This window comes from Paenibacillus sp. GYB006 (genome assembly GCF_036577645.1).
Classification (GTDB): Bacteria; Bacillota; Bacilli; order Paenibacillales; family Paenibacillaceae; genus Paenibacillus.
In genome coordinates, this window is sequence record NZ_JARBDA010000002.1 from 56132 (window position 1) to 79821 (window position 23690).

At 40.4% G+C, this 23690-nt stretch carries 23 protein-coding genes; 15 read left to right on the forward strand and 8 right to left on the reverse strand.

Annotated elements, in window-relative coordinates; all coding sequences use genetic code 11:
- The first annotated feature begins 106 nt into the window (after positions 1 to 106).
- The 11 genes from purT (at position 107) to PV403_RS05760 (ending at position 13186) form a co-directional block, all read left to right on the forward strand.
- On the forward strand, positions 107 to 1294 hold the full coding sequence (purT, locus tag PV403_RS05710) for a formate-dependent phosphoribosylglycinamide formyltransferase (RefSeq protein ID WP_332083828.1): 1188 nt from the start codon (positions 107 to 109) through the stop codon (positions 1292 to 1294).
- The gene (locus PV403_RS05715; protein ID WP_332083829.1) at positions 1284 to 1739 is read left to right on the forward strand and encodes a GNAT family N-acetyltransferase; all 456 of its coding nucleotides are present in this window, start codon (positions 1284 to 1286) and stop codon (positions 1737 to 1739) included. The genes purT and PV403_RS05715 overlap by 11 nt, the downstream gene beginning before the upstream one ends.
- Before the next feature lie 299 nt (positions 1740 to 2038).
- Positions 2039 to 2686 carry a CAP domain-containing protein gene (locus PV403_RS05720; RefSeq protein ID WP_249716821.1) on the forward strand — a complete coding sequence of 216 codons (648 nt, stop codon included), beginning with the start codon at positions 2039 to 2041 and terminating at the stop codon, positions 2684 to 2686.
- Positions 2687 to 2922: 236 nt separating this feature from the next.
- The gene (locus tag PV403_RS05725; RefSeq protein WP_332083830.1) at positions 2923 to 3774 is read left to right on the forward strand and encodes a GDSL-type esterase/lipase family protein; all 852 of its coding nucleotides are present in this window, start codon (positions 2923 to 2925) and stop codon (positions 3772 to 3774) included.
- Entirely contained in the window at positions 3767 to 4735 is a 969-nt protein-coding gene (locus tag PV403_RS05730) for an ABC transporter ATP-binding protein (RefSeq protein ID WP_213529475.1), read from the forward strand. The genes PV403_RS05725 and PV403_RS05730 overlap by 8 nt, the downstream gene beginning before the upstream one ends.
- Positions 4728 to 5717, forward strand: coding sequence for an ABC transporter permease (locus tag PV403_RS05735; protein ID WP_332083831.1), 990 nt, complete (start codon positions 4728 to 4730; stop codon positions 5715 to 5717). The genes PV403_RS05730 and PV403_RS05735 overlap by 8 nt, the downstream gene beginning before the upstream one ends.
- Positions 5718 to 5911: 194 nt before the next feature.
- Complete coding sequence (gene parE, locus PV403_RS05740) at positions 5912 to 7888, forward strand: DNA topoisomerase IV subunit B (RefSeq protein WP_213529473.1); 1977 nt, start codon at positions 5912 to 5914, stop codon at positions 7886 to 7888.
- A 12-nt stretch (positions 7889 to 7900) separates the two neighbouring features.
- The gene (gene gyrA / locus PV403_RS05745; RefSeq protein WP_213529472.1) at positions 7901 to 10339 is read left to right on the forward strand and encodes a DNA gyrase subunit A; all 2439 of its coding nucleotides are present in this window, start codon (positions 7901 to 7903) and stop codon (positions 10337 to 10339) included.
- Positions 10340 to 10591: 252 nt separating this feature from the next.
- Positions 10592 to 11023, forward strand: coding sequence for a MarR family winged helix-turn-helix transcriptional regulator (locus PV403_RS05750; protein WP_213529471.1), 432 nt, complete (start codon positions 10592 to 10594; stop codon positions 11021 to 11023).
- Positions 11024 to 11206: 183 nt separating this feature from the next.
- Positions 11207 to 11647: a MarR family winged helix-turn-helix transcriptional regulator gene (locus tag PV403_RS05755; protein ID WP_213529469.1), complete on the forward strand. Its 441-nt coding sequence runs from the start codon at positions 11207 to 11209 to the stop codon at positions 11645 to 11647.
- A 9-nt stretch (positions 11648 to 11656) separates the two neighbouring features.
- Positions 11657 to 13186 carry a DHA2 family efflux MFS transporter permease subunit gene (locus tag PV403_RS05760; RefSeq protein WP_213529467.1) on the forward strand — a complete coding sequence of 510 codons (1530 nt, stop codon included), beginning with the start codon at positions 11657 to 11659 and terminating at the stop codon, positions 13184 to 13186.
- Positions 13187 to 13240: 54 nt separating this feature from the next.
- On the opposite strand, the gene PV403_RS05765 is transcribed toward PV403_RS05760, so the two are convergent.
- Positions 13241 to 13975, reverse strand: a complete 735-nt coding sequence (locus PV403_RS05765) for an RluA family pseudouridine synthase (RefSeq protein WP_213529464.1) — start codon at positions 13973 to 13975, stop codon at positions 13241 to 13243.
- Complete coding sequence (locus PV403_RS05770) at positions 13976 to 14839, reverse strand: class I SAM-dependent methyltransferase (RefSeq protein ID WP_213529462.1); 864 nt, start codon at positions 14837 to 14839, stop codon at positions 13976 to 13978.
- A 362-nt stretch (positions 14840 to 15201) separates the two neighbouring features.
- Here PV403_RS05770 and PV403_RS05775 point away from each other — a divergent pair, with 362 nt between their 5' ends.
- The 3 genes from PV403_RS05775 to PV403_RS05785 all read left to right on the forward strand — a co-directional run bounded on the left by PV403_RS05775 (position 15202) and on the right by PV403_RS05785 (position 16801).
- Complete coding sequence (locus PV403_RS05775) at positions 15202 to 15426, forward strand: ArsR family transcriptional regulator (RefSeq protein WP_332083833.1); 225 nt, start codon at positions 15202 to 15204, stop codon at positions 15424 to 15426.
- Positions 15427 to 15624: 198 nt separating this feature from the next.
- Positions 15625 to 16107 (forward strand): flavodoxin, encoded by a 483-nt coding sequence (locus PV403_RS05780; protein ID WP_213529458.1) that lies wholly within the window; start codon positions 15625 to 15627, stop codon positions 16105 to 16107.
- Positions 16091 to 16801, forward strand: coding sequence for a hypothetical protein (locus tag PV403_RS05785; RefSeq protein ID WP_213529456.1), 711 nt, complete (start codon positions 16091 to 16093; stop codon positions 16799 to 16801). The genes PV403_RS05780 and PV403_RS05785 overlap by 17 nt, the downstream gene beginning before the upstream one ends.
- A 14-nt stretch (positions 16802 to 16815) precedes the next feature.
- Here the strand turns inward: PV403_RS05785 and PV403_RS05790 are convergent, their stop codons facing one another.
- Together PV403_RS05790 and PV403_RS05795 are read right to left on the reverse strand one after the other, a co-directional pair.
- Positions 16816 to 18297 carry a 4-hydroxyphenylacetate 3-hydroxylase family protein gene (locus tag PV403_RS05790; RefSeq protein WP_213529454.1) on the reverse strand — a complete coding sequence of 494 codons (1482 nt, stop codon included), beginning with the start codon at positions 18295 to 18297 and terminating at the stop codon, positions 16816 to 16818.
- Between the two features lie 274 nt (positions 18298 to 18571).
- Positions 18572 to 20041: an ATP-binding protein gene (locus PV403_RS05795; protein ID WP_213529452.1), complete on the reverse strand. Its 1470-nt coding sequence runs from the start codon at positions 20039 to 20041 to the stop codon at positions 18572 to 18574.
- Between the two features lie 203 nt (positions 20042 to 20244).
- Between PV403_RS05795 and PV403_RS05800 the strand changes: the two genes are divergently transcribed.
- Entirely contained in the window at positions 20245 to 21114 is an 870-nt protein-coding gene (locus PV403_RS05800; protein ID WP_213529450.1) for a hypothetical protein, read from the forward strand.
- Between the two features lie 332 nt (positions 21115 to 21446).
- Here PV403_RS05800 and PV403_RS05805 read toward each other — a convergent pair whose 3' ends face one another.
- The 4 genes from PV403_RS05805 to PV403_RS05820 all read right to left on the reverse strand — a co-directional run bounded on the left by PV403_RS05805 (position 21447) and on the right by PV403_RS05820 (position 23662).
- Positions 21447 to 21725 (reverse strand): YxcD family protein, encoded by a 279-nt coding sequence (locus tag PV403_RS05805; protein ID WP_213529448.1) that lies wholly within the window; start codon positions 21723 to 21725, stop codon positions 21447 to 21449.
- Positions 21726 to 21730: 5 nt separating this feature from the next.
- Positions 21731 to 22198 (reverse strand): hypothetical protein, encoded by a 468-nt coding sequence (locus tag PV403_RS05810; protein WP_213529446.1) that lies wholly within the window; start codon positions 22196 to 22198, stop codon positions 21731 to 21733.
- Positions 22199 to 22285: 87 nt separating this feature from the next.
- Positions 22286 to 22843 carry a PadR family transcriptional regulator gene (locus PV403_RS05815; RefSeq protein WP_213529444.1) on the reverse strand — a complete coding sequence of 186 codons (558 nt, stop codon included), beginning with the start codon at positions 22841 to 22843 and terminating at the stop codon, positions 22286 to 22288.
- 240 nt (positions 22844 to 23083) lie between these two features.
- Positions 23084 to 23662, reverse strand: a complete 579-nt coding sequence (locus PV403_RS05820) for a beta-class carbonic anhydrase (RefSeq protein ID WP_213529442.1) — start codon at positions 23660 to 23662, stop codon at positions 23084 to 23086.
- Positions 23663 to 23690 lie beyond the last annotated feature (28 nt).

Here is a 23690-nt window from a genome sequence, read left to right on the forward strand (position 1 = left end):
CCATGTAATATTCACAAGAAAAAAGTCGAGCACTCTTGCATTCTGCCGCAATAACCCTGAAAATAGAGAAATGTAATAGATTTCTCACATAGGGGGATGGGAGAGAATGTGGGGTGCTCCTTTTTCGGCTGAAGCCAAAAAGTTGCTGCTGCTTGGCAGCGGAGAGTTAGGAAAAGAAGTCATTATCGAAGCCCAAAGACTTGGTGTGGAGACCATAGCGGTTGATCGCTACGATAATGCTCCTGCGATGCAAATCGCCCATAGGTCATACTGTATTAATATGCTGGATGGAGAATTGTTACAAGAGATCATCCGGAAAGAGCAACCCGACGTAATCGTTCCTGAGATTGAAGCAATTGCAACCGATGCACTAATTCAGCTTGAAGAAGAAGGATTTTGTGTAGTTCCAACCGCTAGAGCAACAAAGCTGACGATGGACCGGGAAGGAATCCGGCGCCTTGCAGCAGAGGACCTTGGTATTGCTACAGCTGCTTATCGATTTGCAGACAGTCTGGAAACTTTGCAAGCTACAGTTCGTGAACTGGGGACTCCTTGTGTAGTAAAACCGCTGATGAGTTCTTCTGGTAAAGGTCAAAGTGTATGCCGTACCTATGAGGATGCTGAATCTAGTTGGAATGCTGCCTTGGATGGTGCTAGAGCGAAAACGACTCGAGTGATTGTCGAAGCATTTGTTGAATTTGAAAGTGAGATTACCCTGCTGACTGTCCGTTCTGTATCTGGAACGGTATTTTGCCCACCTATTGGACATATCCAAAAAGATGGGGATTATATAGAATCTTGGCAACCGCATCCGATGAGCGAAGAGCAGCTGAATGAAGCAAAAGAAATCGCAAAGCGGATTACAGATAAACTTGGAGGCTACGGTTTATTTGGGGTTGAACTTTTTCTGACGAAGGATGGAGTTGTATTTAGTGAGGTTTCTCCACGTCCCCATGATACCGGAATGGTAACCATGGTTACGCAGGACCTATCTGAATTCGCACTTCATGTAAGGGCAATTCTTGGTTTTCCAGTTACGGGAGTGGAGTTGTTAACACCAGGAGCTTCTGCTACACTAAAAGCAGATTTAGAGACAGTATCCTACAAAATTCTTGGCGTGTCTGAAGCACTATCTTTACCAAGAACTCAGGTCCGTTTATTCGGAAAACCTGAGACTAAAGTAGGAAGAAGAATGGCAGTAGCATTAAGTGCATCACCCAATGTAGAGAGTGCACGAGATACGGCAAAACAAGCCGCAAATATGTTGAAAGTGGAGGTTAACCATGTTAAGTAATGTAGAGGCCCCAGTACTGACGATTCGAGCATGCGAACTGTACGATGTGGATGCGGTAACGAGTCTGATGCATGAGGTCAGATATCCAGCTACCCCAGGAGTCATGAGGGAACGCATCCAGATGAGTCAAACGAGCGAGAAAGCTTGTATGTTGGTAGCGGAAGTAGAAAATGAAGTAGTTGGTTTACTAGGTTTGCAGTGTATTCAATCTCATGCAAGCCGTAATCAAGCAACACAAATTACTTCCCTTATTGTCCGTCATTCACACCGAGGTGAAGGAATTGGGCGTAGACTACTGGAGCTGGCTGAGAGCTGGGCACGTGAACATGGAAGCGAAAAATTGCTTATTATCGAAGGCAATCGGGATGAGCATAAGTCCTCATATCCATTTTACGAGCATATCGGTTTTATCAAACATGGGTATCGGTTCAGCAAGTCGCTGTAATCTATATATACGAGACAGACTCCATTTTTAATGAATTCATAATAAAAATAATGAACAACCTAATGGTTTTTGCCATTAGGTTGTTTTGTTATGTTTTTCTTTTTCGTTATATCATCGTTTAATTTGGAATATTTTTCTGTATTTTTTATTACAAAACGATTTTGATTCTATACTCTCAAAAAGTTACGACTTTTTAACTATTTCCATTATTTATGGGTTAACAAATTCGGAAAGTGCTGATATAATCCTAAACATAACAGTTACAAAATTGTAATAACTAATTTAGGAGTTGAATTATTTTGAAAAAGAACGTTCTTAAAAAAACAATCATTGCAGGAAGTCTTTCCGCTGTTCTTGCAGCTGGAATGTTGATTCCTGGAACAGGAATTGCTTCCGCTCATTCTCTATCTACTCAAAAAGGTCAAAGCTATAGCAAATATATTCAGCAGTGGTTGCAGCAGAATGGTTACATAGGAGGGACCGTACAAAAACCCGAATCAGGTTCGGGTAATAACAATTCGAACAGTGGTACAGGCAATAACAGCACAAGTCAAGATCAAAGCAGTTCTTCTGTCGTATCTGCTTATGCGAAAGAAGTGGTGTCACTGGTAAATAAGGAACGTGCGAAGGCAGGCCTCAAACCGCTTGTTATTCATACGAATCTTACTAAAATGGCTGTAGCAAAAGCCCAAGACATGAATGATAACAACTATTTCAGCCATACGTCTCCAACTTATGGATCTCCATTTGATATGATGAAGAAGTTTGGAATCACTTATAAATATGCGGGTGAAAACATTGCCAAAGGGCAAAAAACGCCTGCAGAAGTGGTAAAAGCTTGGATGAACAGCCCAGGTCACAAAGCAAATATCATGAATAAGAATTTCACGTTGATTGGCGTAGGATATGTTAACGGGTACTGGGTACAAGCTTTTGTCGGAAAATAATTTATTTCTAACCTTTGACTAATATCATCACCTTATGAGATTTACCTTTACATGCAAGATGCCATATTTTTTAGGTGCCATACTATTTTGAAGTTATTTTGAGATCTCCACGATTGTTGGAGGTCTTTTTTTTCATTTTTGGCAGATAGTAAAGAAGAGAGAGACATTGATTTGCAAATAGGGACTGGAAGTTTTATGGTTACTGTAAGTAAATACAGCGTGAAGGGAATGTTTTTGTGAAGTCATCAAGTAAAATTTGGATCACTGTAAGTACGGTATCCATCATTGTGACGTTCGTACTTATATATGGCTTTATTATAGCCGTTCAGGATATAGTGAATCCGTCAGGTGACACTGATTTCATATCTGAACAAAAAGAGACGACTACTGCTTCCCCTATCAAACAATCCAAAGAAATTAAAATTGCTGCTATTGGTGACTCGCTTGCCAAAGGTACTGGAGATGATGAGGGAAAGGGGTTTGTTCGCAGGGTTGTCAGTATGCTTAAAGAAGATGGAAAAGAAGTTAGAGTTACAGCAAATTTAGCGATCAATGGACTTACTGCTGAGAAACTTCTTCCTCAACTAGATGAAGCAGGTGTGAAATATACGCTGGAACAATCTAATCTTATTCTGCTCTCCATCGGTGCAAATGATTTGTTTCAAGGTGCTCAGGCGGGTCAAGGAGCAGATATCAATATTCCGGACACTGCTGCACTATTTAAGCTTTTGCCCAAAGCCTCAGGTTCGCTCGAAGAAGTGTTGAAAAAAATAGCGGAGATTAATCCTAACGCCGAGATTGTTTATGTTGGTTTATATAATCCATTCAATGATTTGCAAGATCTGAAACAAGTTGGGAATGCTGTAGTAACTACATGGAATAGTAAAGTACTTGAACTGATAAGTACCTATGATCAGATGGCACTTGCGCCTACATTTGACCTGTTTGAGAACAATGTGCCGCAGCTGCTTGCCAGTGACCATTTTCATCCGAATGCACAGGGTTATGAAGAGATGGCAGAGCGAATTGTAGAAGTACTTGGCATCACTGATCAACATGGAAAAAAGGTGGAGATGGGCGATGAGTGAATATCTGTCGCAAGAAATCGTATTGTCTGTGAAGCATCTGAAAAAAAAGATAGGGCGTAAGTGGATTATTAAAGATGTTACTTTTGAAGTGCACGCTGGCGAAATCTTTGGGTTTTTAGGTCCGAATGGAGCTGGGAAGACAACGACAATCCGAATGCTTGTTGATTTAATTAAACCGACAGAAGGGGTTGTGGAGGTGTGCGGATACCCTGTACACCAAAAACCCGAGCAAGCATTAAGGTATGTAGGATCTATTGTCGAAAACCCGGAGATGTATAATTATCTAACAGGATTTGAGAATTTGGAACACTTTGCACGAATGCTTCCGGACGTCACGGAGGAGCGGATCTATGAAGTTACGAAGATAGTGGGACTGGATCAGCGAATACATGATAAAGTGAGCACATACTCTTTGGGGATGCGTCAACGCTTAGGTATCGCCCAAGCGCTTCTTGGAAATCCAAAACTACTTATATTAGATGAACCAACGAATGGTCTTGATCCCAAAGGGATCAAGGAACTGAGGGCTTTTATTAAAAAACTGGCAGAGGAAGGTTTAGCCGTTCTTGTCAGCAGTCATTTACTTAGTGAGATCCAGCTTCTGTGTGATCGAGTGGCTATTATTAATAATGGTGAAGTGCTCACTGTAGGTAAAGTCGATGAACTAATTGGAGACTATAGTAATATCACGGTCTGGCATGTAACACCAATTGATGAAGGATCACGCTGGTTAACGAATCATCCGCGGATTAAGAGACTGCGAGATACATCCATGTTAGATGACACTTTGATCGCGAATCTTGGACCAAATGCGATTATTACTGAAATGCCGGAGGAACTCGTATCACAAATGGTGAAAACCATGGTCATTGCAGGAGTAAAAGTGGAGGGAGTACAAAGAGTACATCCTACACTTGAACAGTTATTTTTACGAATGACAGAAGGTGAATCTATTGAATAGTCTCTTGCCCTTAGTTAAGAACGAGACCATTAAAATGATCAAGAAAAAAAGATTTTATGTGATTATACTCGTTTTGCTTGTATTAACGCCGATGTTTACCTATGCTCAGATGAAAGAGTCTGAAACAAAGCGCGAAAAGTTTGGAAATGACTGGCGACTTGAAATGCAGCAAGCGATCACGGATAATCAGAATTCACTCGGAAGTGATCGGGTACCAGAGGAATGGAAGAAATATCGCAGGATTTATATTCAGCAGCTTCAATATTATCTCGAACATGATCTTAATCCGAATGAGCCTAGCGGGGTTACGTTTACAAGAGAGTTTATGAACAATTCCATTAACTTGTTTATTCCTTTGCTTGTGGTTGCAATGGCCTCAGATCTTGTATCTGGAGAGAGAACATCGGGAACGATTAAAATGCTGCTAACGAGACCTGTCCGAAGATGGAAAATCCTGTTAAGCAAACTCCTTACCTTATTTTTATTCGTTTCTCTTCTTGTTCTTGCTGTATTTGTTATATGCTATCTTATAGCAGGACTCTTTTTTGGATATAAAGGATTTACGATGCCCATCTTTACCGGTTTTCAAATCCATGGTTCCGATGTGGATATGTCAAAAGTACATATGGTGCCCCAGTGGAAATATTTACTAATGCAATCTGGGCTCTTATGGTTTGTCAGTATCATCGTGGCAATCCTGTCTTTTATGGTGTCTACTCTAGTAAGGAGTACTTCTGCGAGTATTGTCATTATGATGGCTGCACTGATTGCAGGAAGTATTTTAACGAATATGGCTTCGTCTTGGAGCACTGCCAAATATTTATTCATGGTGAACCTTGGTCTCACTGGTTACCTATCAGGTACTTTGCCGCCGATTGAGGGAATGACTTTAGTATTTTCACTTGGAGTTCTTACCGTCTGGGGACTCATTGCACTGGTTGTTTCATTCCTTGTCTTTACGAAACGGGATATCTTGAATTAAAATGGACAAGGATAAGAAAACATCTGTTTGCATTTTTCGAAGTTTTAAGGTAAAAACAGAATAGGTTTCCAAAATTTGTCTATAGATTTTTTAGGGATTTCTATAGAGAAGATCCGCTTGTACTGTGAAATATATTAATATTCTAAAAGTGTGATCATTCATAAATGAGTGAAGGCATAAGAGGGGGAGCATTTATGGCCCAGGAAATGGATCTATCTGCTGGAGTTTCCGGCAAAGATATAGAAGCCGGTTATGGCGCTGATGATATTCAGGTGCTGGAAGGACTTGTTGCAGTACGGAAAAGACCAGGGATGTATATTGGTAGCACAAGTAATTCAGGCTTGCACCATTTAGTATGGGAGATTGTCGACAATGCTGTCGATGAACATTTAGCTAAGTATTGTAACAAAATTGAAATATCGCTACATAAGGATGGTTCAGTTACCGTTTATGATAATGGACGCGGTATTCCGACAGGGATGCACAAGACAGGAGTACCTACTCCGCAGGTCGTATATACGATTCTCCATGCTGGCGGTAAATTCGGCGGTGGCGGATATAAAAAATCGGGTGGCTTGCACGGCGTAGGCGCATCGGTTACTAATGCTTTGTCTGAATGGCTTGAAGTTGAGATTTATCGTGAAGGTAAAATTCACCGGATGCGCTTTGAATACTGGGTAGATAAGAAGGGAAAAGAGCATGTTGGTGAACCGGTAACAGGGCTTGAGGTGCTTGGGAATACGAATCGTACCGGAACGAAAGTGACATTTAAACCGGACAGCAGGGTATTCAAAAACGGGATTGCACTAAGCTACGATACGTTGTCGGAGCGTCTTCAGGAGATTGCTTTCCTGAATTCAGGTCTCAGGATCGTACTGAAGGATGATCGCTCTGGCAAAATGGATGAATTCTATTACGAAGGTGGAGCAAAGCAGTTTGTTGAATATTTGAACGAAGGCAAAGACGTCTTAAACGAAGTCATCCATTTTAATGCGGAAAAGGATGATATCGAAGTCGAAATTGCGATTCAATATAATGCTGGATATACCGAAACCATTGCTTCGTTCGTAAACTCCATTCCAACCAGAGGCGGGGGTACGCACGAAACGGGATTTAAGACGGCGTACACACGGGTGATGAACGATTATGCCCGTCGAACAAGTATGATTAAAGAAAAAGATAAAAATTTGGAAGGTAATGACTTAAGAGAAGGTATGATGGCAGTTATCAGCGTCAAGATGTCTGAAGTTGAATTTGTAGGACAGACCAAAGACCAGCTCGGAAGCGCATCAGCACGAAGTACAGTAGATCAGGTCGTGACCGAGAACTTACATCGGTTTTTAGAAGAAAATCCACAAGTTGCACAGACACTGATTAGAAAAGCAGTGCAGGCTTCAAAAGCGCGCGAGGCTGCTCGTAAGGCAAGAGACGATATGCGTACCGGTAAAAAACGCAGCGAAAGTTCAAATCTAGGAGGCAAGCTGACTCCAGCCCAATCTAAAGATTTTACAAAAAACGAACTGTTTATCGTTGAGGGAGACTCTGCTGGTGGTTCCGCCAAACAGGGTAGAGATTCGAAGATCCAGGCGATATTGCCACTTAAAGGGAAGCCGATGAATCCCGAGAAGGCGAAACTTGCTGACATTATGAAAAATGAAGAATATCGTGCCATTACAGCAGCAATTGGTGCAGGAATTGGAACTGAATTTGCCGTAGAAGACAGCAATTATTCCAAAATTATCATTATGACGGATGCAGATACGGATGGAGCGCATATTCAGGTCCTCTTACTTACATTTTTCTATCGTTACATGAAACCGCTCATTGATGCAGGCAGAGTCTATATTGCTCAGCCGCCGCTTTATAAAATTTCTCGTAAATCCGGTAAGCAGCAGACCTCAAGATACGCATGGACTGACGAACAACTACAAGATTATTTAAAAGAATTTGGAAAAGGTTTCGAACTGCAAAGATACAAGGGGCTGGGTGAAATGAATCCGGATCAATTGTGGGAAACGACAATGAATCCAGAGTCCAGAACTTTATTGCAAGTGCAGATAGAAGATGCAGCAAAAGCAGAAAAAAGAGTATCCACCCTGATGGGTGACAAAGTAGATCCACGTAAACGCTGGATTGTAGAAAATGTTGATTTTACAGAGTACGAAGAATAGAAGGTGCTTTGAATGAGTTTACCAGAACAATTTTTGCCGGCATTTTTAGAAGAAGTCGTTGGTGATCGCTTTGGCCGGTATTCTAAATATATAATTCAAGATAGAGCCATCCCCGATGTACGAGATGGGCTAAAACCTGTGCAAAGACGTATTTTGTATGCGATGTATGATTCCCATAATACGCCTGATAAACCGTATCGGAAATCAGCAAAAACAGTAGGGGACGTAATGGGGAATTATCATCCCCATGGTGATTCCTCCATCTATGATGGGATGGTACGTATGGCACAGCCATGGAAAATGGGCCATGTGCTCGTTGACGGTCACGGTAACTGGGGTTCACAAGATGACGATCCGGCTGCGGCGATGCGTTATACAGAAGCCAGATTATCACCCATTGCTATGGAAATCTTGCGTGATATTGAGAAACGTACCGTTCTTTTTAAAGACAATTTCGATAATACGGCGAAAGAACCTGTGGTGCTTCCTTCCCGCTATCCAAACTTGTTGGTTAATGGGGCGAGCGGGATCTCTTCAGGTTTTGCGACCGAGATTCCTACTCACAATTTAAGAGAAGTCATTGATGCTTGTATTGCGGTGATGGAGAAACCTTCGATCGAACTTGACGAGATCATGACCTTCATTAAAGGTCCAGATTTTCCGACAGGCGGCATTATTATGGGCGGCGAAGGAATCCTTGATGCGTATCGTACGGGAAAAGGTCGTATCTATATCCGTTCCAAGACAGATATCGAGAATCTTCGCGGCGGTAAACAGCAAATTGTGATTACGGAAATCCCGTATCAAGTCGTGAAATCACGCCTTGTTACCGCGATGGAGACGATTCGTTTAGAGAAAAAAGTCGAGGGAATTGCAGAAGTTCGCGATGAGAGCGGCCGAGAAGGTTTGCGAATTGTTGTTGAACTTAAAAAAGATGCAGATGCACAAGGTATTTTAGCTTACCTGTTCAAAAAGACAGATCTACAGGTCACTTATAATTTCAATATGGTGGCGATTGTTAATAAAGCGCCGCATCAACTTGGCTTGAAACCAATATTGGAAGCTTACATTAAGCATCAACGCGAAGTGGTAACCTATCGTACTAAATACGATTTGGAAAAAGCAGAAGACAGAGCACATGTCCTTGAAGGATTGGTAAAGGCTCTGAATATCCTTGATGAAGTGATTGCCGCAATCAAAGCCTCCAAGAATCGCCAAGATGCACAAAACAATCTGGAATGGATGTTTGGATTCTCTGAAAGACAAGCGGATTCCATTCTAACTTTGCAATTATACCGATTAACGAATCTTGAAATTACAACACTTCAAAAAGAGCTGGATGAAATCCAGAAAAAAGTGAAAGAGTTACGTAGTATTTTGGAGAGCGACCGTAAATTGATTGGTATCATACGTAAGGAACTGAAAGAAATACGCGATAAATACGGGATAGATCGTCGTTCAGCAATTCAAGAACAGGTAGAAGAGTTGAAAGTAAATCTTGAAGTATTGGTGAATTCAGAAGATGTGCTGGTGACCTTGTCAAATGACGGATATATCAAACGGACGAGTATGCTGTCATTTACTAGATCAGGAGCAGAGCGCACAAGTTCAGGTGTCAAAGATGGTGATCTGATCACCTCAATTCTTGACGTTAATACACTTGATAACTTGCTTGTTTTCACACAGCGGGGACAATACTTCTTGCTTCCCGTCCATCAGATTCCTGAATTTAAGTGGAAGGAACCTGGGACTGCCATTGTCAATGTAATTCCTCTATCCAAAGAAGATAAAGTAATTGGTGTCATTCCTGTTCGTAATTTTGAACAAGAAGGATCAAGTCTCGTATTTATAACCAAACGCGGTCAAGTAAAACGTACCGAACTTAAGGAATATGCAACAAAACGTTCATCCGCGGTAGCAGCTTGTAAAGTAGCAGCAGGGGATGAGATCATTCAAGTACAATTAAGTACAGGTAATAGACATATTCTTCTCGTGACGAAAAATGGAATGAGCATACGCTTCTTAGAAAGTGAAGTCAATTCTATGGGCCGTGTATCTGGCGGAGTTAAAGGCATTCAGTTAAAAGACGATGATGAAGTAGTCGCAGCACTATGGGTCGACGAAGATGAGGGTGAAGTCTTCACCATCACGGAACTTGGATATGGTAAGCGTTCATTGTTACTTGATTATCCTCTGCAAACCCGTGGAGGTAAGGGAGTCATTACCTTTGAATTCAAAGAAGGAAAAAGAGTAAGATCCAATGGAACCCGAATTGTTGCCGCTTATCATGTGAAAGAGCCTAAATCATTACTAGCTTGGACTGAACAAGGAAAAACACTTCCGTTCTCGACGGAGTCAGCACCGATATCTGACAAGAAAAGTGTCGGTAAATCGATTGCAGCTGCTGATAAGACAGATTTGATTGTGAAAATTCTACAATTATCTGAGTAGGTTTAAAATAGATGTCATAACAAGTCCTCCACATGCCAAAATACGGCATGGAGGACTTTTTTTGATGCTTTTTTGGGAAGATTAAGAACCTTCGTCGATAAGGGTCGAGTGCCAAAAATGGGGAAGGATTCTTATCAAAAACAGCGAAATGTTCATCTAGCAAAGATAATTCAGCTGGTGAATAGTAGACCATGTAAATCAAAGTTCATTGTGTACATTTTGTACCTAATCCATGGAAAGGGGAGGAAATGAATGCATTCTTCCGAATTTGTAAAATTGTGGTCCATACTAACGAAGGATTACAAATCACATATGGAACAGGAACTGGCTCCTGTATTGACCGAAGCCCAACTTACTGTACTGGAACTTTTGCTGGAACACCCAAGAATGAAACCTTCTGAATTTACGCCTTATTTAGCTACTACACCTGCAGCGGTTACGATGCTGCTTGATCGAATGGAGAAACATGAGTTAATAGAACGAAGAAGAGATGATCGCGATCGAAGGGTCGTGTGGATAACATTAAGTGAAAAAGGGAGGCTCGAAGCGGTACGCGGGACGACGATCAGAGAAGAATTCATAGATCAGACATTAAGTAAGATTTCATCGCATAATCAGCAGTTGCTGGTGTACCTCTTGTCAAAAATCACAACCCAAACGGCAACAACTAAACAATCTTCTTAAATAAACGGACTTAAACCAGGAATATATTATATTTCTGGTTTTATTTATGTACATATTTAATTAAGAAAGTAATTACATATGAAAATAGTTGACTATTTTCATTAACGGGTTATAATATTACTTTGTAACCCTTATATTTCGTATACGAAATATTATATATAATAACTAATTAGGGTGAATATAATGATGGCTTATGATGAGATGTACCGTATTTTCAATTCTTTCCGCCAAGTATCACAGACGTTTCACCGTAACTTTTGGGTTGATGAGGGTAATGGGGAGATCGAAGTAACCAGGATTCAACTCCTCGTATTGTCCATTCTGGTTGAACATCCGAATATTGGTCTTTCGGAACTCGCTGAACTTTGTCATATGGGAAACAGCACGATGAGTGGAGTCATTGATCGTCTGGTTAAAGCAGGGATGGTTGTGAGGGAAAGATGTTTACAGGATAGAAGGTCACTCGAGCTTCATGTAACGGAGAAAGGCAAAGAAACCCAAGAAAAAATGTATCAATTGTTTATGAAGCGGGTAGCTCCGATGATGGATTTACCCAAGGAAGATATTGAAAATCTTTTACGCATTCATTCACTTATGATTCAAAAGATGGAGAAAGAGAGATGATTTATTTTTATGAGTAGTATTGCTGCGAACCAGCCTTCTAGTGCTGGAGAAGTAAAGAAAGGTCCCATTTTATTTGCAATGCTGCTAGGTGCGTTTGTTGCATTCCTGAACCAAACATTGCTTAACGTTGCATTGCCTAGTATTATGGGAAGCCTGAATATTACAGAAACGACTGTACAATGGTTGTCTACCGGGTTTATGCTTGTTAATGGTGTACTCATGCCAGTGACTGCCTATCTGATGGCTAAATTCACCACCAGACAAATCTTTATTACGGGTATGAGTCTATTTACGATCGGTACCCTGTTATGTGGCATAAGCCCTAATTTTGCTGTTCTGATGACAGGACGTGTTATTCAAGCAGCGGGCGCAGGTATTATGATGCCTTTGCTTAACGTTGTGGTTCTCAACATTTTCCCAATAGAACAACGGGGAAGAGCAATGGGGACCATCGGGATTGCCATGATCTTAGCTCCGGCTATTGGTCCTACACTTTCGGGTTATATTGTTGAAAATTACGATTGGAGAACTTTATTCTGGATTATTCTTCCGATTGCGATCATCTCCATACTTATTGGTATGCGTTTCGTGAAAAATGTAACTGCTACTAGTAATCCTAAGCTTGATATGGTTTCTGTTGTTTTATCTACATTGGGATTTGGTGGTTTACTATATGGATTCAGTGATGCTGGTTCAAAAGGCTGGGGAGACCCGGTTGTCATCTCCTGTCTTGTTGTTGGTGCAATTGCATTGCTCATCTTTATCTTAAGACAGTTCAAACTAGAAACTCCGTTACTCGAGTTCCGTGTATTTAAGAACAGCATGTATTCCTTGAATACGGTAATTCTCGTTGTAGTGAATATGGCGATGTTTTCAGGTATGATTTTGCTTCCTATTTATCTACAGAACACACGCGGTATCAGTGCATTTGATTCCGGTCTCCTCATGTTACCGGGTGCGATTGTAATGGGGATTATGTCTCCGATTACTGGTGGATTATTTGATAAGTTTGGTGCCAAGTGGTTGAGTATTATTGGTTTGGTAATCACCGCAGTGACAACCTATGAATTCAGTAAATTAACGATGGACACTTCCTATAATCATTTGATCCTGATGTATACATTCCGTATGTTTGGTATGTCACTGCTTATGATGCCAATTCAGACGGCAGCGCTTAATGATATTCCGCAAAAGTTAAACGCGCATGGTACGGTTATGTTAAATACGATGCGTACGGTATTTGGTGCGATTGGTACAGCCGTTTTCGTAACCATTTATAGCAGCTCGCTCAAACAATATGTTTTTGATCAAGCTGGTGTAAATATGAATGACCCAGCAGCCGTTGGAAAATTGGCACAAGAATCTCCGCAAGTACTGGCGCAAGCTAGTATTCATGGTATTAATTTTGCCTTTATCATTGCTGCCGTTCTTACTGTAGTGGCTCTTGTTCTTGCTTTCTTCATTAAAAAGTCTGTTCCTAAGGATAGTAAAGGGTTTCCTGTGGGTAAGCCGGAAGTTAGCACAAGTCAATCAAATTAAAAGCTAAACAAAAAACCGTTCTGCTAATGCAGAGCGGTTTTTTGTTGATTACTTTTAAACAAAGGGCTGACGTGCGGCACTTTGATATATACTTTCTTGCCATTCACTCCAAGGATATTCTCTTGGTGGAATCGAGATAAGCTGAACATATTCTTTCGTTACCGGATGAGGGAAACCGACAGAACAAGACCATAAGGAGAGTTGCTGCCCGGGCTTATTTACAGAGGAACCATACTTCTGATCCCCATATAAAGGACAGCCCATTTCTTTACACTGTACTCTAATTTGATGGGATCTCCCTGTATGGAGAACGACTTGAATTAAGCTGTAATGATCATTTTGGCCTAATACATAGTAGTCAAGCACAGCATCTTTACCGCCTGGTGTTCCTTTAGGAACAGCCTTAACGATATTTGTCTTCTCATCCTTGAGTAAAGTATGTTCGAGTCTACCCTGGCGGGCAGGGGGATGACCATGAACAACAGCTACATAGGTCTTATCAAATTTTCTGGTCCGAACTGCATCCGAAAGTCGGGAAGCCGCTTTAGAGGTTTTTGCAAAAATCATAGCACCTCCAACGGGTCTGTCCAATCGGTGAACAAGACCAAGATAAACATTACCGGGTTTGTTAAACCTGATTTTTATATCTTCTTTTAGCAGATTCAGCATGTCCATATCACCCGATACATCTGCCTGTGTAGGGACATTAACGATCTTCTCGACACCTAATAGGTGATTGTCCTCGTAAAGAATGGTGATAGGAGGTAAATTATGACCATGTACCATCATTTATGATTCCCAGCGTCCCAGTATACCGCACGGCAGAGTCATACCGGATTTCGTAATCGGTAGACCGATCTCACCTGCTGATATTTTACCGCCATACTTATCCGTCATTGTCATGTTCAGCATGTTGGATAGAACCGTAGGAGAGATTCCTGTTGTATAGGAGTTAATCAGCATAAACAATGGGTTATCCGACAAAATTTCGGTGCAAGATTCAAGGAATGGATAGAGATTTTGTTCCAGCTTCCAAGTTTCCCCGTTTGGACCGCGTCCATAGGATGGAGGATCCATAATAATCGCATCATAACGGTTTCCGCGGCGCTTTTCACGTTGTACAAACTTAAATACGTCATCTGTTATGAATCGAACCGGGCGATCTGCGAGGCCGGAGAGCTGAACGTTTTCTTTAGCCCATTGCACCATACCTTTTGCAGCGTCTACGTGAACGACACTTGCACCTGCATAGGCAGAAGCAACAGTAGCTCCACCTGTATAAGCAAACAGGTTCAGCACGGAAATAGGTCTTCCTGCATTTTGAATCTTGTCCATCATCCAGCGCCAGTTGGCTGCTTGTTCTGGAAACAAACCTGTATGTTTAAAACTCGTAGGTTTAATATAAAATTTAAGCTGATCGTAAGAAATCGTCCAGCGGTCCGGGATCGGTTTTTTCATATCCCAGTTTCCTCCGCCAGAAGAACTGCGATGATAATGACCATGCACATCGCGCCATGCACCGGTCTCTTTTTTTAGGGGCCAAATAATTTGCGGATCGGGTCTTCTAAGGATGATATCTCCCCAGCGTTCCAATTTCTCTCCGCCGCCAGTATCAATAACTTCATAGTCTTTCCAATCTTGAGCTGCGTACATGTAATTAATCCATCCTTCGTTTTTAACATTTAGATACTATTGTACAACAATTCTATGTTTTCATGCCAGTATTCCACGGAATACTGCGGAAAAAACAAAACGAATTCCCTGAAGAAATGGTCTGATTCGCTTTTTTTGGGTAAACTTATGATATAGGAAGAAGGAGGAGAACCATGGGAAACAGCAAAGTTTGGATTTTATGAACGCTCATTAGTCTTGGTTTGTTTTCGATTTTACTATATATCTATTCCTTTAACGTATATCATTCAGGGCTTGATTTCGGGTTTCTGATCTTTGGCGTACTTCCCCTCAGCATGGGATTATATGAACAATCTCGTATGAAGAAAACGAAAAATAGGAGGATGGAAAAGCAACTCTTAATGCTCGCTATGGAGCAGGATCAGCTGCTTACGATCTCCGAAATTGTATTGTATACAGAGATGGATCAGAAAACGGCAGAGCAGGTTCTAGAAGAATTGCGTAAAAAAGGACTCGTAAAAATAAAAGTTGCTGATAACGGAGTATGGGTATATGAATTTGAACCGTTGTTAACGAAAGAACAGAAACTTTCCGCTGAAAGAGTATAGTGGCGGAGCCAAAGAGGGAAACCCTTTCGACTTACATAGAAAAGTAAGGAAACCAAATATGAAAATACGTCTTCAGTTTTGAAGGCGTATTTTTTTGCATCTACAAAGGCGATAAAGAAAACAGAATTAATACATTGACAATGATAATCATTATCAAATATGATGAGGCAATAACATGATAAAGCGAGGGATATTGCTATGGCTAACATCTTGATTGTATATGCAAGTTTAACGGGAAACACAGAGGAAATTGCAGAATTAATTGCGGAAGGAATAAAAAAACAAGGCCATACAGCAGTTCTGAAGACGGCTGAAGAGTGCAGGGCTGATGAAATGCTGAATTATGACGGGTCACTGATTGGACTATACACGTGGGGAGACGGGGATTTACCAGATGAATTCTTAGATTTCTATGAGGAACTTGATGAAGTGGATCTTACAGGATACCCCGTTTCTCTCTTTGGAAGCGGGGATACTTCATATGATTTATTCTGCGGAGCAGTTGATACCGCAGAGGCGAAGGTTAAGGAACGAGGCGCAGTGATCATGGAGTCGTCATTGAAGATCGAATATAGTCCTTTAGATGAAGAAAAAAACGATTGCCGCGCGTTCGGAACGCGTTTTGCGAATCGTTTAGCTAGTATGATGAAGGAGGAAGTACAGAATGGAACATGCTCCTGATAGCAGGGTGAACAGGATTTTGAATGACTATCAATTAGAAGAGATGTTATGGTCTGAGAAGTCATGGAACCGGATCAGAAAGGATGAAATGATACCTGAGAAGTATGTTTGGAGACATCGTGTACAGTATGCGGTCAGTCACGCTGTGAATCAGTATTATACGCTTCTTCCCGAGGTTCGTAGAGAAGTGTCTATTCCGTATTTACTTGAAAAACGCTGGCCAAGGCAAATCTCTGATTTTGATTCTGCTGACCATTATTGGCATGTGAAATCCCAGGTTACGGATGAACTTACCCGAGTGCTATCCCAAAGAGCAGAGTTTTTATATCCGACTCTGCTCTTTGAAGAGCTGAGTATTTTTGTTCCGGAGCTGCAAATGGACTTATCTGTTATATTTCAAGCCACATGGCAGCTTGATACGAATGCTGCTACACAATTAACCATACACAAGTACATGGTCTCTTATCACCCTGAGGTTATTAAGGCTTATCAACATCTTGCTACGGTTTTCTGTGTTCATGCTTTTGGGGAACTTCCGTACTCTATTGAAGTAGATTGTCTGATGGAAGGGAAGAAAGAGACCTATGTGCCTAACGATGAAGATTATTTTCTTGCACTAGATTATATAAAGCTTGCATCCCCGCTCTGTAGTTCTGAGGGGAGGACGAAGGAATCTATTTCTTTGGTTCTATAACCATTTACTTCAAATCATTGGTCGTCTTCGTCATCTGTTTTCTTCTTTTCTATTCCTAAGAAGTCATGAATCAACTGCTGATAATCTTCATGGTTGTCGTAACTGTTAAACATCCGGAAATTGACGGTTTGAGCATTACCGAAGAAGAAGCGCTCAAACTGACTTTGCCGTCCCCCGAATGAGCCAGCTCCAAGTTCCCATGCCAGTCTGAATAGAGCGATACGATCTTTAGATGTGGACTCCAGACCGTGTAAATACTCATAGACATAGCTTCCAACCTCTGAAGAAAGATCTTCTTCGTAAGGAATCATAATAATACCACTAGAGCCTAGCCGCTGAATCATATCCACCATTTCTAAATAGAAGGACGGAAACAGAATACTGGAAGCAAGAAGAGGACTTGATGCTGGAACATAATAACCATACTTGTTTTGTTTTGCGCCTTCTTCTGCTGCAATTCTAAGAGCTTTAAACGTTTCAAGCATGGTCATAATCTTCGCTGTTTGACCAATGATGTTAGCATCAAAACTTACATTCTGTTCTTGTGCCAGTGATTCTACAAGTCCGAGGAAGAATTCTGTTTTTGCTATATACCGAGATACAATTTGATGCCCGATATGAGTATGGAAATTTCCATCACTGAATAAACGATAACCGACATTTTCATCGCCATAATAGAACATTCGGTCATGTGGTACAAGTACACGGTCGAAGATAACAAGCGTATCCATCTCTTCATATCTTGCACTGAGCGGGTGATTGTAGAAAGACTCGGAAGTATTGCTTTCTCGGCAAATAAAGGTTATACCTTTCAGATCATTGGGGATGGCAAAAGCAAAGGCATATGGATTTTTATCATCAAGAGGATACAGTGTTGGCGTAGGAAATACGAGCATTTCGTCACAAGTGACTCCTTGTGTTGCCATCATGAAGGCACCGCTGATGATAAAACCTTCTTCATTTACTTCTATAACTTTAGCTGTAATCGAATTCTCTAGCGAATCCACTTGTCCTGACACTTTACTGGCGAATGGCTGAATAAAAGCGTGAGACAAAGTGATATCATGTTCTCTGCAGTAAGTATAATAATTACGAAGGTTCGTTGCGTAAGCAGGGTTATGCTCTTCTAAAATATCAGCTGCCGTATATAAAGACATGAGAGCTGTATTCATATAGTCTGGAGAGCGGCCCAAAAAACCATGATGCTTCGCAGACCAGAGGTCCATCATGCGTTTTCTCTTTTTGATATCATCTGGATGAACAGGGGGGAGAAAAGAAAGCCCGACAGGTTCTCCCGTGAGTGGAGATGGATAAGTCATTTCATCTTGAAACTCAGAATCACACTGTAAGTCGTATAATGCAGCCTGTGTTTTGATGAGTCCGCTGAACAAAGGGTGCTTTGAGTAAGGTCCCGTGATTCTTTTTCCTTGATACCATAGGTTTAAATTTTGTTGATCTATTCGCTCGATATACTGAGTGCCATTTTTTATTGGCATAGTTTTCACCTCTTACGGTTCGACTAGGAAGATAGACGGACATCTACCTGCTGTTAGGATACTGTACGAAGAAGAGGTTTTAAAAGTACCTTGTCCAGAGCGGAACAGGTAAGATTGGGCGATATGTTGATACTGTTATATGCAAGATAGATGGCATTCGAAAAGAAAGATAGGAATAAATAAAAAAAACCGTCTCGTTACATCCAAAACTTGGACAACTTGAGACAGTTCTCTATGTAAGCGGTTGTAGAATAAGTGTTTCTTACTGTACAGATTATAGATCTTCTTTATCTGCAATCATGATCTTAGGTAGAGATACGGTAAAAGTGGTACCCTGCTCAAGAATGCTGTCTACTGTAATTGCTCCGCCATGATTATGAATAATATTTTGTGTAATCATAAAACCAAGGCCCGTTCCTGTATCTTTCGTTGTATAAAAAGGTTTTCCTAGGGCCTCAATCTGATCCTTGGTCATGCCGTATCCTTGATCCTGAACATGGATTTGGACTTCGTTATCATTGACTTGGAGATAAACATGGATCGTTCCTCCATGATTCATCGCTTCCAGTGCATTTTTAAGTAAGTTAATGAATACTTGCTTCAGTTGATTCTCCACACCCATAATTAAAATGAAGGGTCTATCAGGGTATTGTGTAACAATCTGGATGTTTTTAAGAGAAGCTTGTCCATTCATTAATGTAATTACTTGATCTATTAAAGAAATTACATTTAGGGGTGTACTGGTATGATTTCTTTGAGGCTTGGATAAGACGAGCAGCTCATTCACGATGAATTCAATACGTTTCAACTCCGATTCAATAATCGAAATATATTGATCCGACTTGTCCTTAGAGGAGCGGAGCAGTTTCATAAATCCATTGATTGCCGTAAGTGGATTACGGATTTCATGGGCAATTCCCGCAGCTAATTGGCCGGCAGTAGATAGCTTTTCAGATTGCATCGTGCGTTCTTTCTCTGCTTCTTGCTTTGTGATATCTTTGAAGATTCCGATGATGGCATCTTGACCTTTGAAGGTAATCTGTAATGAAAATCCTTCAACATATTTCTTGTGTCCATTCAAGCATCGGATTAGATAGCGAACAGATCCTAATTCCTTGTTATTATAATAATTTTCCCTACGTTCCAATAGAGTACTCTGACTTGAGGTATCTACAAACTGATCTGTACTCTTCCCGAGTATTTCATCCATACTTTCAGCACAGATCAATTGCAATCCAGCGGGATTCACATACTTAATAATTCCGTGTTTCGTAATCAGCACAGTGAGAGAAAGCTCTTCTAACATCTGTTGAAGAAAGTTCTCATTATCATGTAAAGCGGTCTTCGCTACCTGCAGCTGCTCTTCGATATATTTAATCTTCGTGTTATTCTCAAATTGAGCCAAATAGTGTATAGGAACTTGATTGTTATCCAAAACCATGGAAACATGGATGCGAAGAGAAACTTTTTGGCCTGAAGGATGATCGTATTCTTGTTCGAACTGTGTATGACTGGGGGTACGATGATCAGATTGAAGGGACTGTCCCGCTTGAATGATATGAATAATAATGTCGTCTTCCATGAAATGAAGAGGGGGAGATGAAATGATATCGGGCCGAGTGTATCCCAAGAGATCATAAAGTGCCGGATTTGCATTTAGAATGGTTCCATCTAAGGAAATGAGAGCCATACCTATCGCTGCTTGTGTAAAAGCAAAGTCATAACTTAGTGTTTGTGGTAGCACTGAATGTCTCCTCTCTTGTGACAGGATATATATGATTTTAATTATAGTCTTTGAAAAGAAAACGGCAACATTTATCTTGTGTAAATAGTGAAATAAGCTAAAAGTCTCTATTAAAACTAGTAATACTACATGTAATTGACCTGTTGTTATATGTAATGTAAAATATAGTAAAAATATGATATTAAATAGTGAGGAGGGAAATAATGCACGAACATTATCCTTATAACGAATCTCTCGACTTAGACACACTCGTGAAGTTGATTCAGATCAACTATACATTAGAGAATTGGGAGGAAGTGCTTTCGTTCTCAGACGAATTGATGACTTTGGCAAAAGAAATTCACAAGGAACTCGTTGAAACGGAGTCCACTTCTCACGAATTTAAACAACATATCATTTATTATTTTGGTTATAGTTCGTTGATGAAAAGTTTGTCCTATCAGAAATTAGGTGAACTTAACAAATCAAGAGAGTACATATCATTTTATGCGAATCTTGATTGGCTTAATGATTCTACGGAAACAGGAACGTTTATTATAGAAGATTTCAAATTTTTTGCTTCAGCAAATACATTACAAATTGATGTACTAGATGGTAAACAAGAAAGAATACCTGAGTATGTTGAGTTTTTAGTTAAAACTCCCGAACAAGCACTACAAGGATTAATAAATATCCTTCGTTCCGCGAATCAATACAATTACGATGTGGAATCAGAAATTAATCAGTTAAAACAACACATAAAAGACTATACTCACTACAAAGAGAAGGTTAAGGCAGCGCATTACTTGGCTTATCAGTATCAGTTAGCTTTGTATAGACACAAAAGACAAGAACACTCCGTTGCAATTGATCTAACTCTGCACATTCTTTTTGCAGCGGATCAGTTAGGCAATGATAAATATTTTAAAAAAGCAATATCATTATTTGAAGTAATTAGAAAATTTGGTAGTGTTTCACAGCTAAAGCTATGTTATGATATATTAAACGATATCATTATGAGAGGAGACTTATCCGATGAAAAAAGCCATTCTTTCCGTAGCACTCCTACTGGGACTAGCAGTAGTAACTTTTAGTTACACTCCAATCCAGTTGGATCTAGCAGATCATGGATCTGAGTACACTGGTAGATAATAACTGATTATAACTAACATACATAAATACATTTACTTGAATCCATTTTATAATTCTCTAAATGAGTTTTGAAATTGATTTCTACACAAGAACTTTAACGATTCCCACCAGCTTCACTAGCTGATGGGAATCGTTTTTTTATTCTTAGTTCGTTAGAAAGTTCGCTACATTAAGAATCACGTGATGTAAAATAAAAAAGCGGTCTTAGCGTCATTGACATGACACTAAGACCGCTTTTTCTACTGTATACCGAGATCATACTACCTTGTAATGATTAAGTACGAATCGTAGCCGTAATTTCTTCATCAAGTTCAAGGGTAACATCTTCACGATAAGCACGAATGTTATATTCTTGGTGAACATATCGCAAGATCGCTTCAATCATATTTGCTTCAACGATGAACTGGCTGCGACCTTGAGCCCATACCTCTGCACTGTAACCAGTATCTTCATCCCAACTAAGTTCAACTTGAACATCTGTTGGCTTAATTTGTTTACGTTCTGCAGTGTGGATGCATATTGCATTCACGATCTCATCCATTGTAATAACCATATTTCTTAATACCGTCCGTTTCCGCCGTTGTTATTACCTGATCTTTCATTCTCGAGGCGACGTTTCTTAATAGATCTATAGATACCTACTCCAAGCATAACAATGACATAGATTGCTAAGAGGTTAATTGCAAGTCCTAGAATGTCGCCAAGGAATCCCATGTTACCGAAAAGACCTCCGAACAGCATTCCTGCAAGACCACCAATCATCAGACCTTTCATCAAAGATCCACCGCTGAAAAATCCTGGCTTTTTGGCTGCTGTGTTTGCTGAGTTATTTGCAGCATTACTTTTTGTAGTAGAGTTCGTACTGTTATTAGAACGGCTAGGATTACTTTGATAAGACTTGGTACCTGACTTAAATCCACCACCGCGGCGTGCATCGGCATGATCCGGAATTGCTAGAGTAGAGAAAATCAGTGTAAAAGCCATCATTACCATTAATAGACGTTTCGAGCTGAACCATTTTTTCATATGAGTGAAAAACCCTCCTGGAATGTGATTTTTGTGACATAAGTTATTTACGTTTGAGAAAAACATTGGTTTCATTTTTTTCGATCATTAATGTGTACGGGTTGCTTCGCGTTCTTGATAATGAGCATTCATGAGGCCATTTACCCAATGGCACCATTCAATACCGGTTTTTGCCGTCATGGTTCCTTTCGTATTTACAATGTATTCCCCAAAGTAGGGGCTGCCTGGCTGTACTGCTTCTTCTGGTAAATTGGCAAGCAATGCTTCATAGTATGCAAGCCGAGATTCAAACCAATCTCTGCGTTCATCTACCCATCGCTTCATCACAATAGGGTTCGTGACTTGAAAGCAGATCATACGAAGATTGAGTTCATCCCTTAAAGCAGGGGTGGACACGGGAGTGTACATCCAGTCCAATAATTTCTGAATACCTTTGTCTGTGACACGGTACATTTTTTTATCCGGTTTGTCTGTTTGTTCAACCCAGCGAGCCGATAACAGTCCATCATCTTCCATTCGAGAGAGAATGGGATAAATTTGGCTATGCTTTGCTTGCCAGTGTGGCTGAATTCTTAGCATAAGATCATAACCGGAAGATTCGTCACGTGTGAGTAACCCGAGCAAACCATAGGACAGTATGTTCAAGTGGACATGTCTCCTTTACTAAGTTATAGCTACATCAAACATGGAATTAAGCGTTTTCTATAACTATAATATGAATAAAAGTGTACACTAATACTGTATGGTTTGACAACCGTTCTTCGTTTTCCACAGGAAGATTGTATAAGGTGCGTCACGAAAATGTAATAAAAAAACAAGACCGTACATTACGAAGTGCAATGTACAGGGTCTTGTTTTTTTATAAATTAAGATTTTTCTATTAATTTAAGATTTCACTGCAAGATTTTTATTTCCGTCGACTAAGAGATCCAGCGCGCCTGTTTTTGGATCGATAATCATACCGTGAACCGGTACATCTGCAGGAAGGAGAGGGTGGTTGCGAATCAGTTCTACCGTTTCCATCAATCCTTCTTGTACGTTATCAAATCCGCGGAGCCAGTTTTTCAGATTGATTCCAGAATGTTCAATCGTATCAAGAACCTTATCGGAGATTCCTCTTTCCGTCATATGATGGAGCATATCATCACTATTAAGTGCTGCCATACCACATTCATGATGCCCAACAACAATGACTTCTTTTGCGCCAAGCTCGTACAAGCCAACAAGAATACTGCGCATTGCACTGCCGAATGGATGAGAGATAATAGCACCAGCTGTTTTAATGATTTTTACATCGCCATTACGGAAATTCATGGCTTTAGGAAGAAGTTCAACGAGTCGTGTATCCATACAAGTAACGATCATCATTTTCTTTTGAGGAAACTTATCTGATATGTAAGCCTCATAGTCCCGGTTTTCTACAAACTGCTTGTTATGTTCCAGAATATCCTTGATGTTGTCCATGTTACATCCTCCTTGGTATTTACTAGCT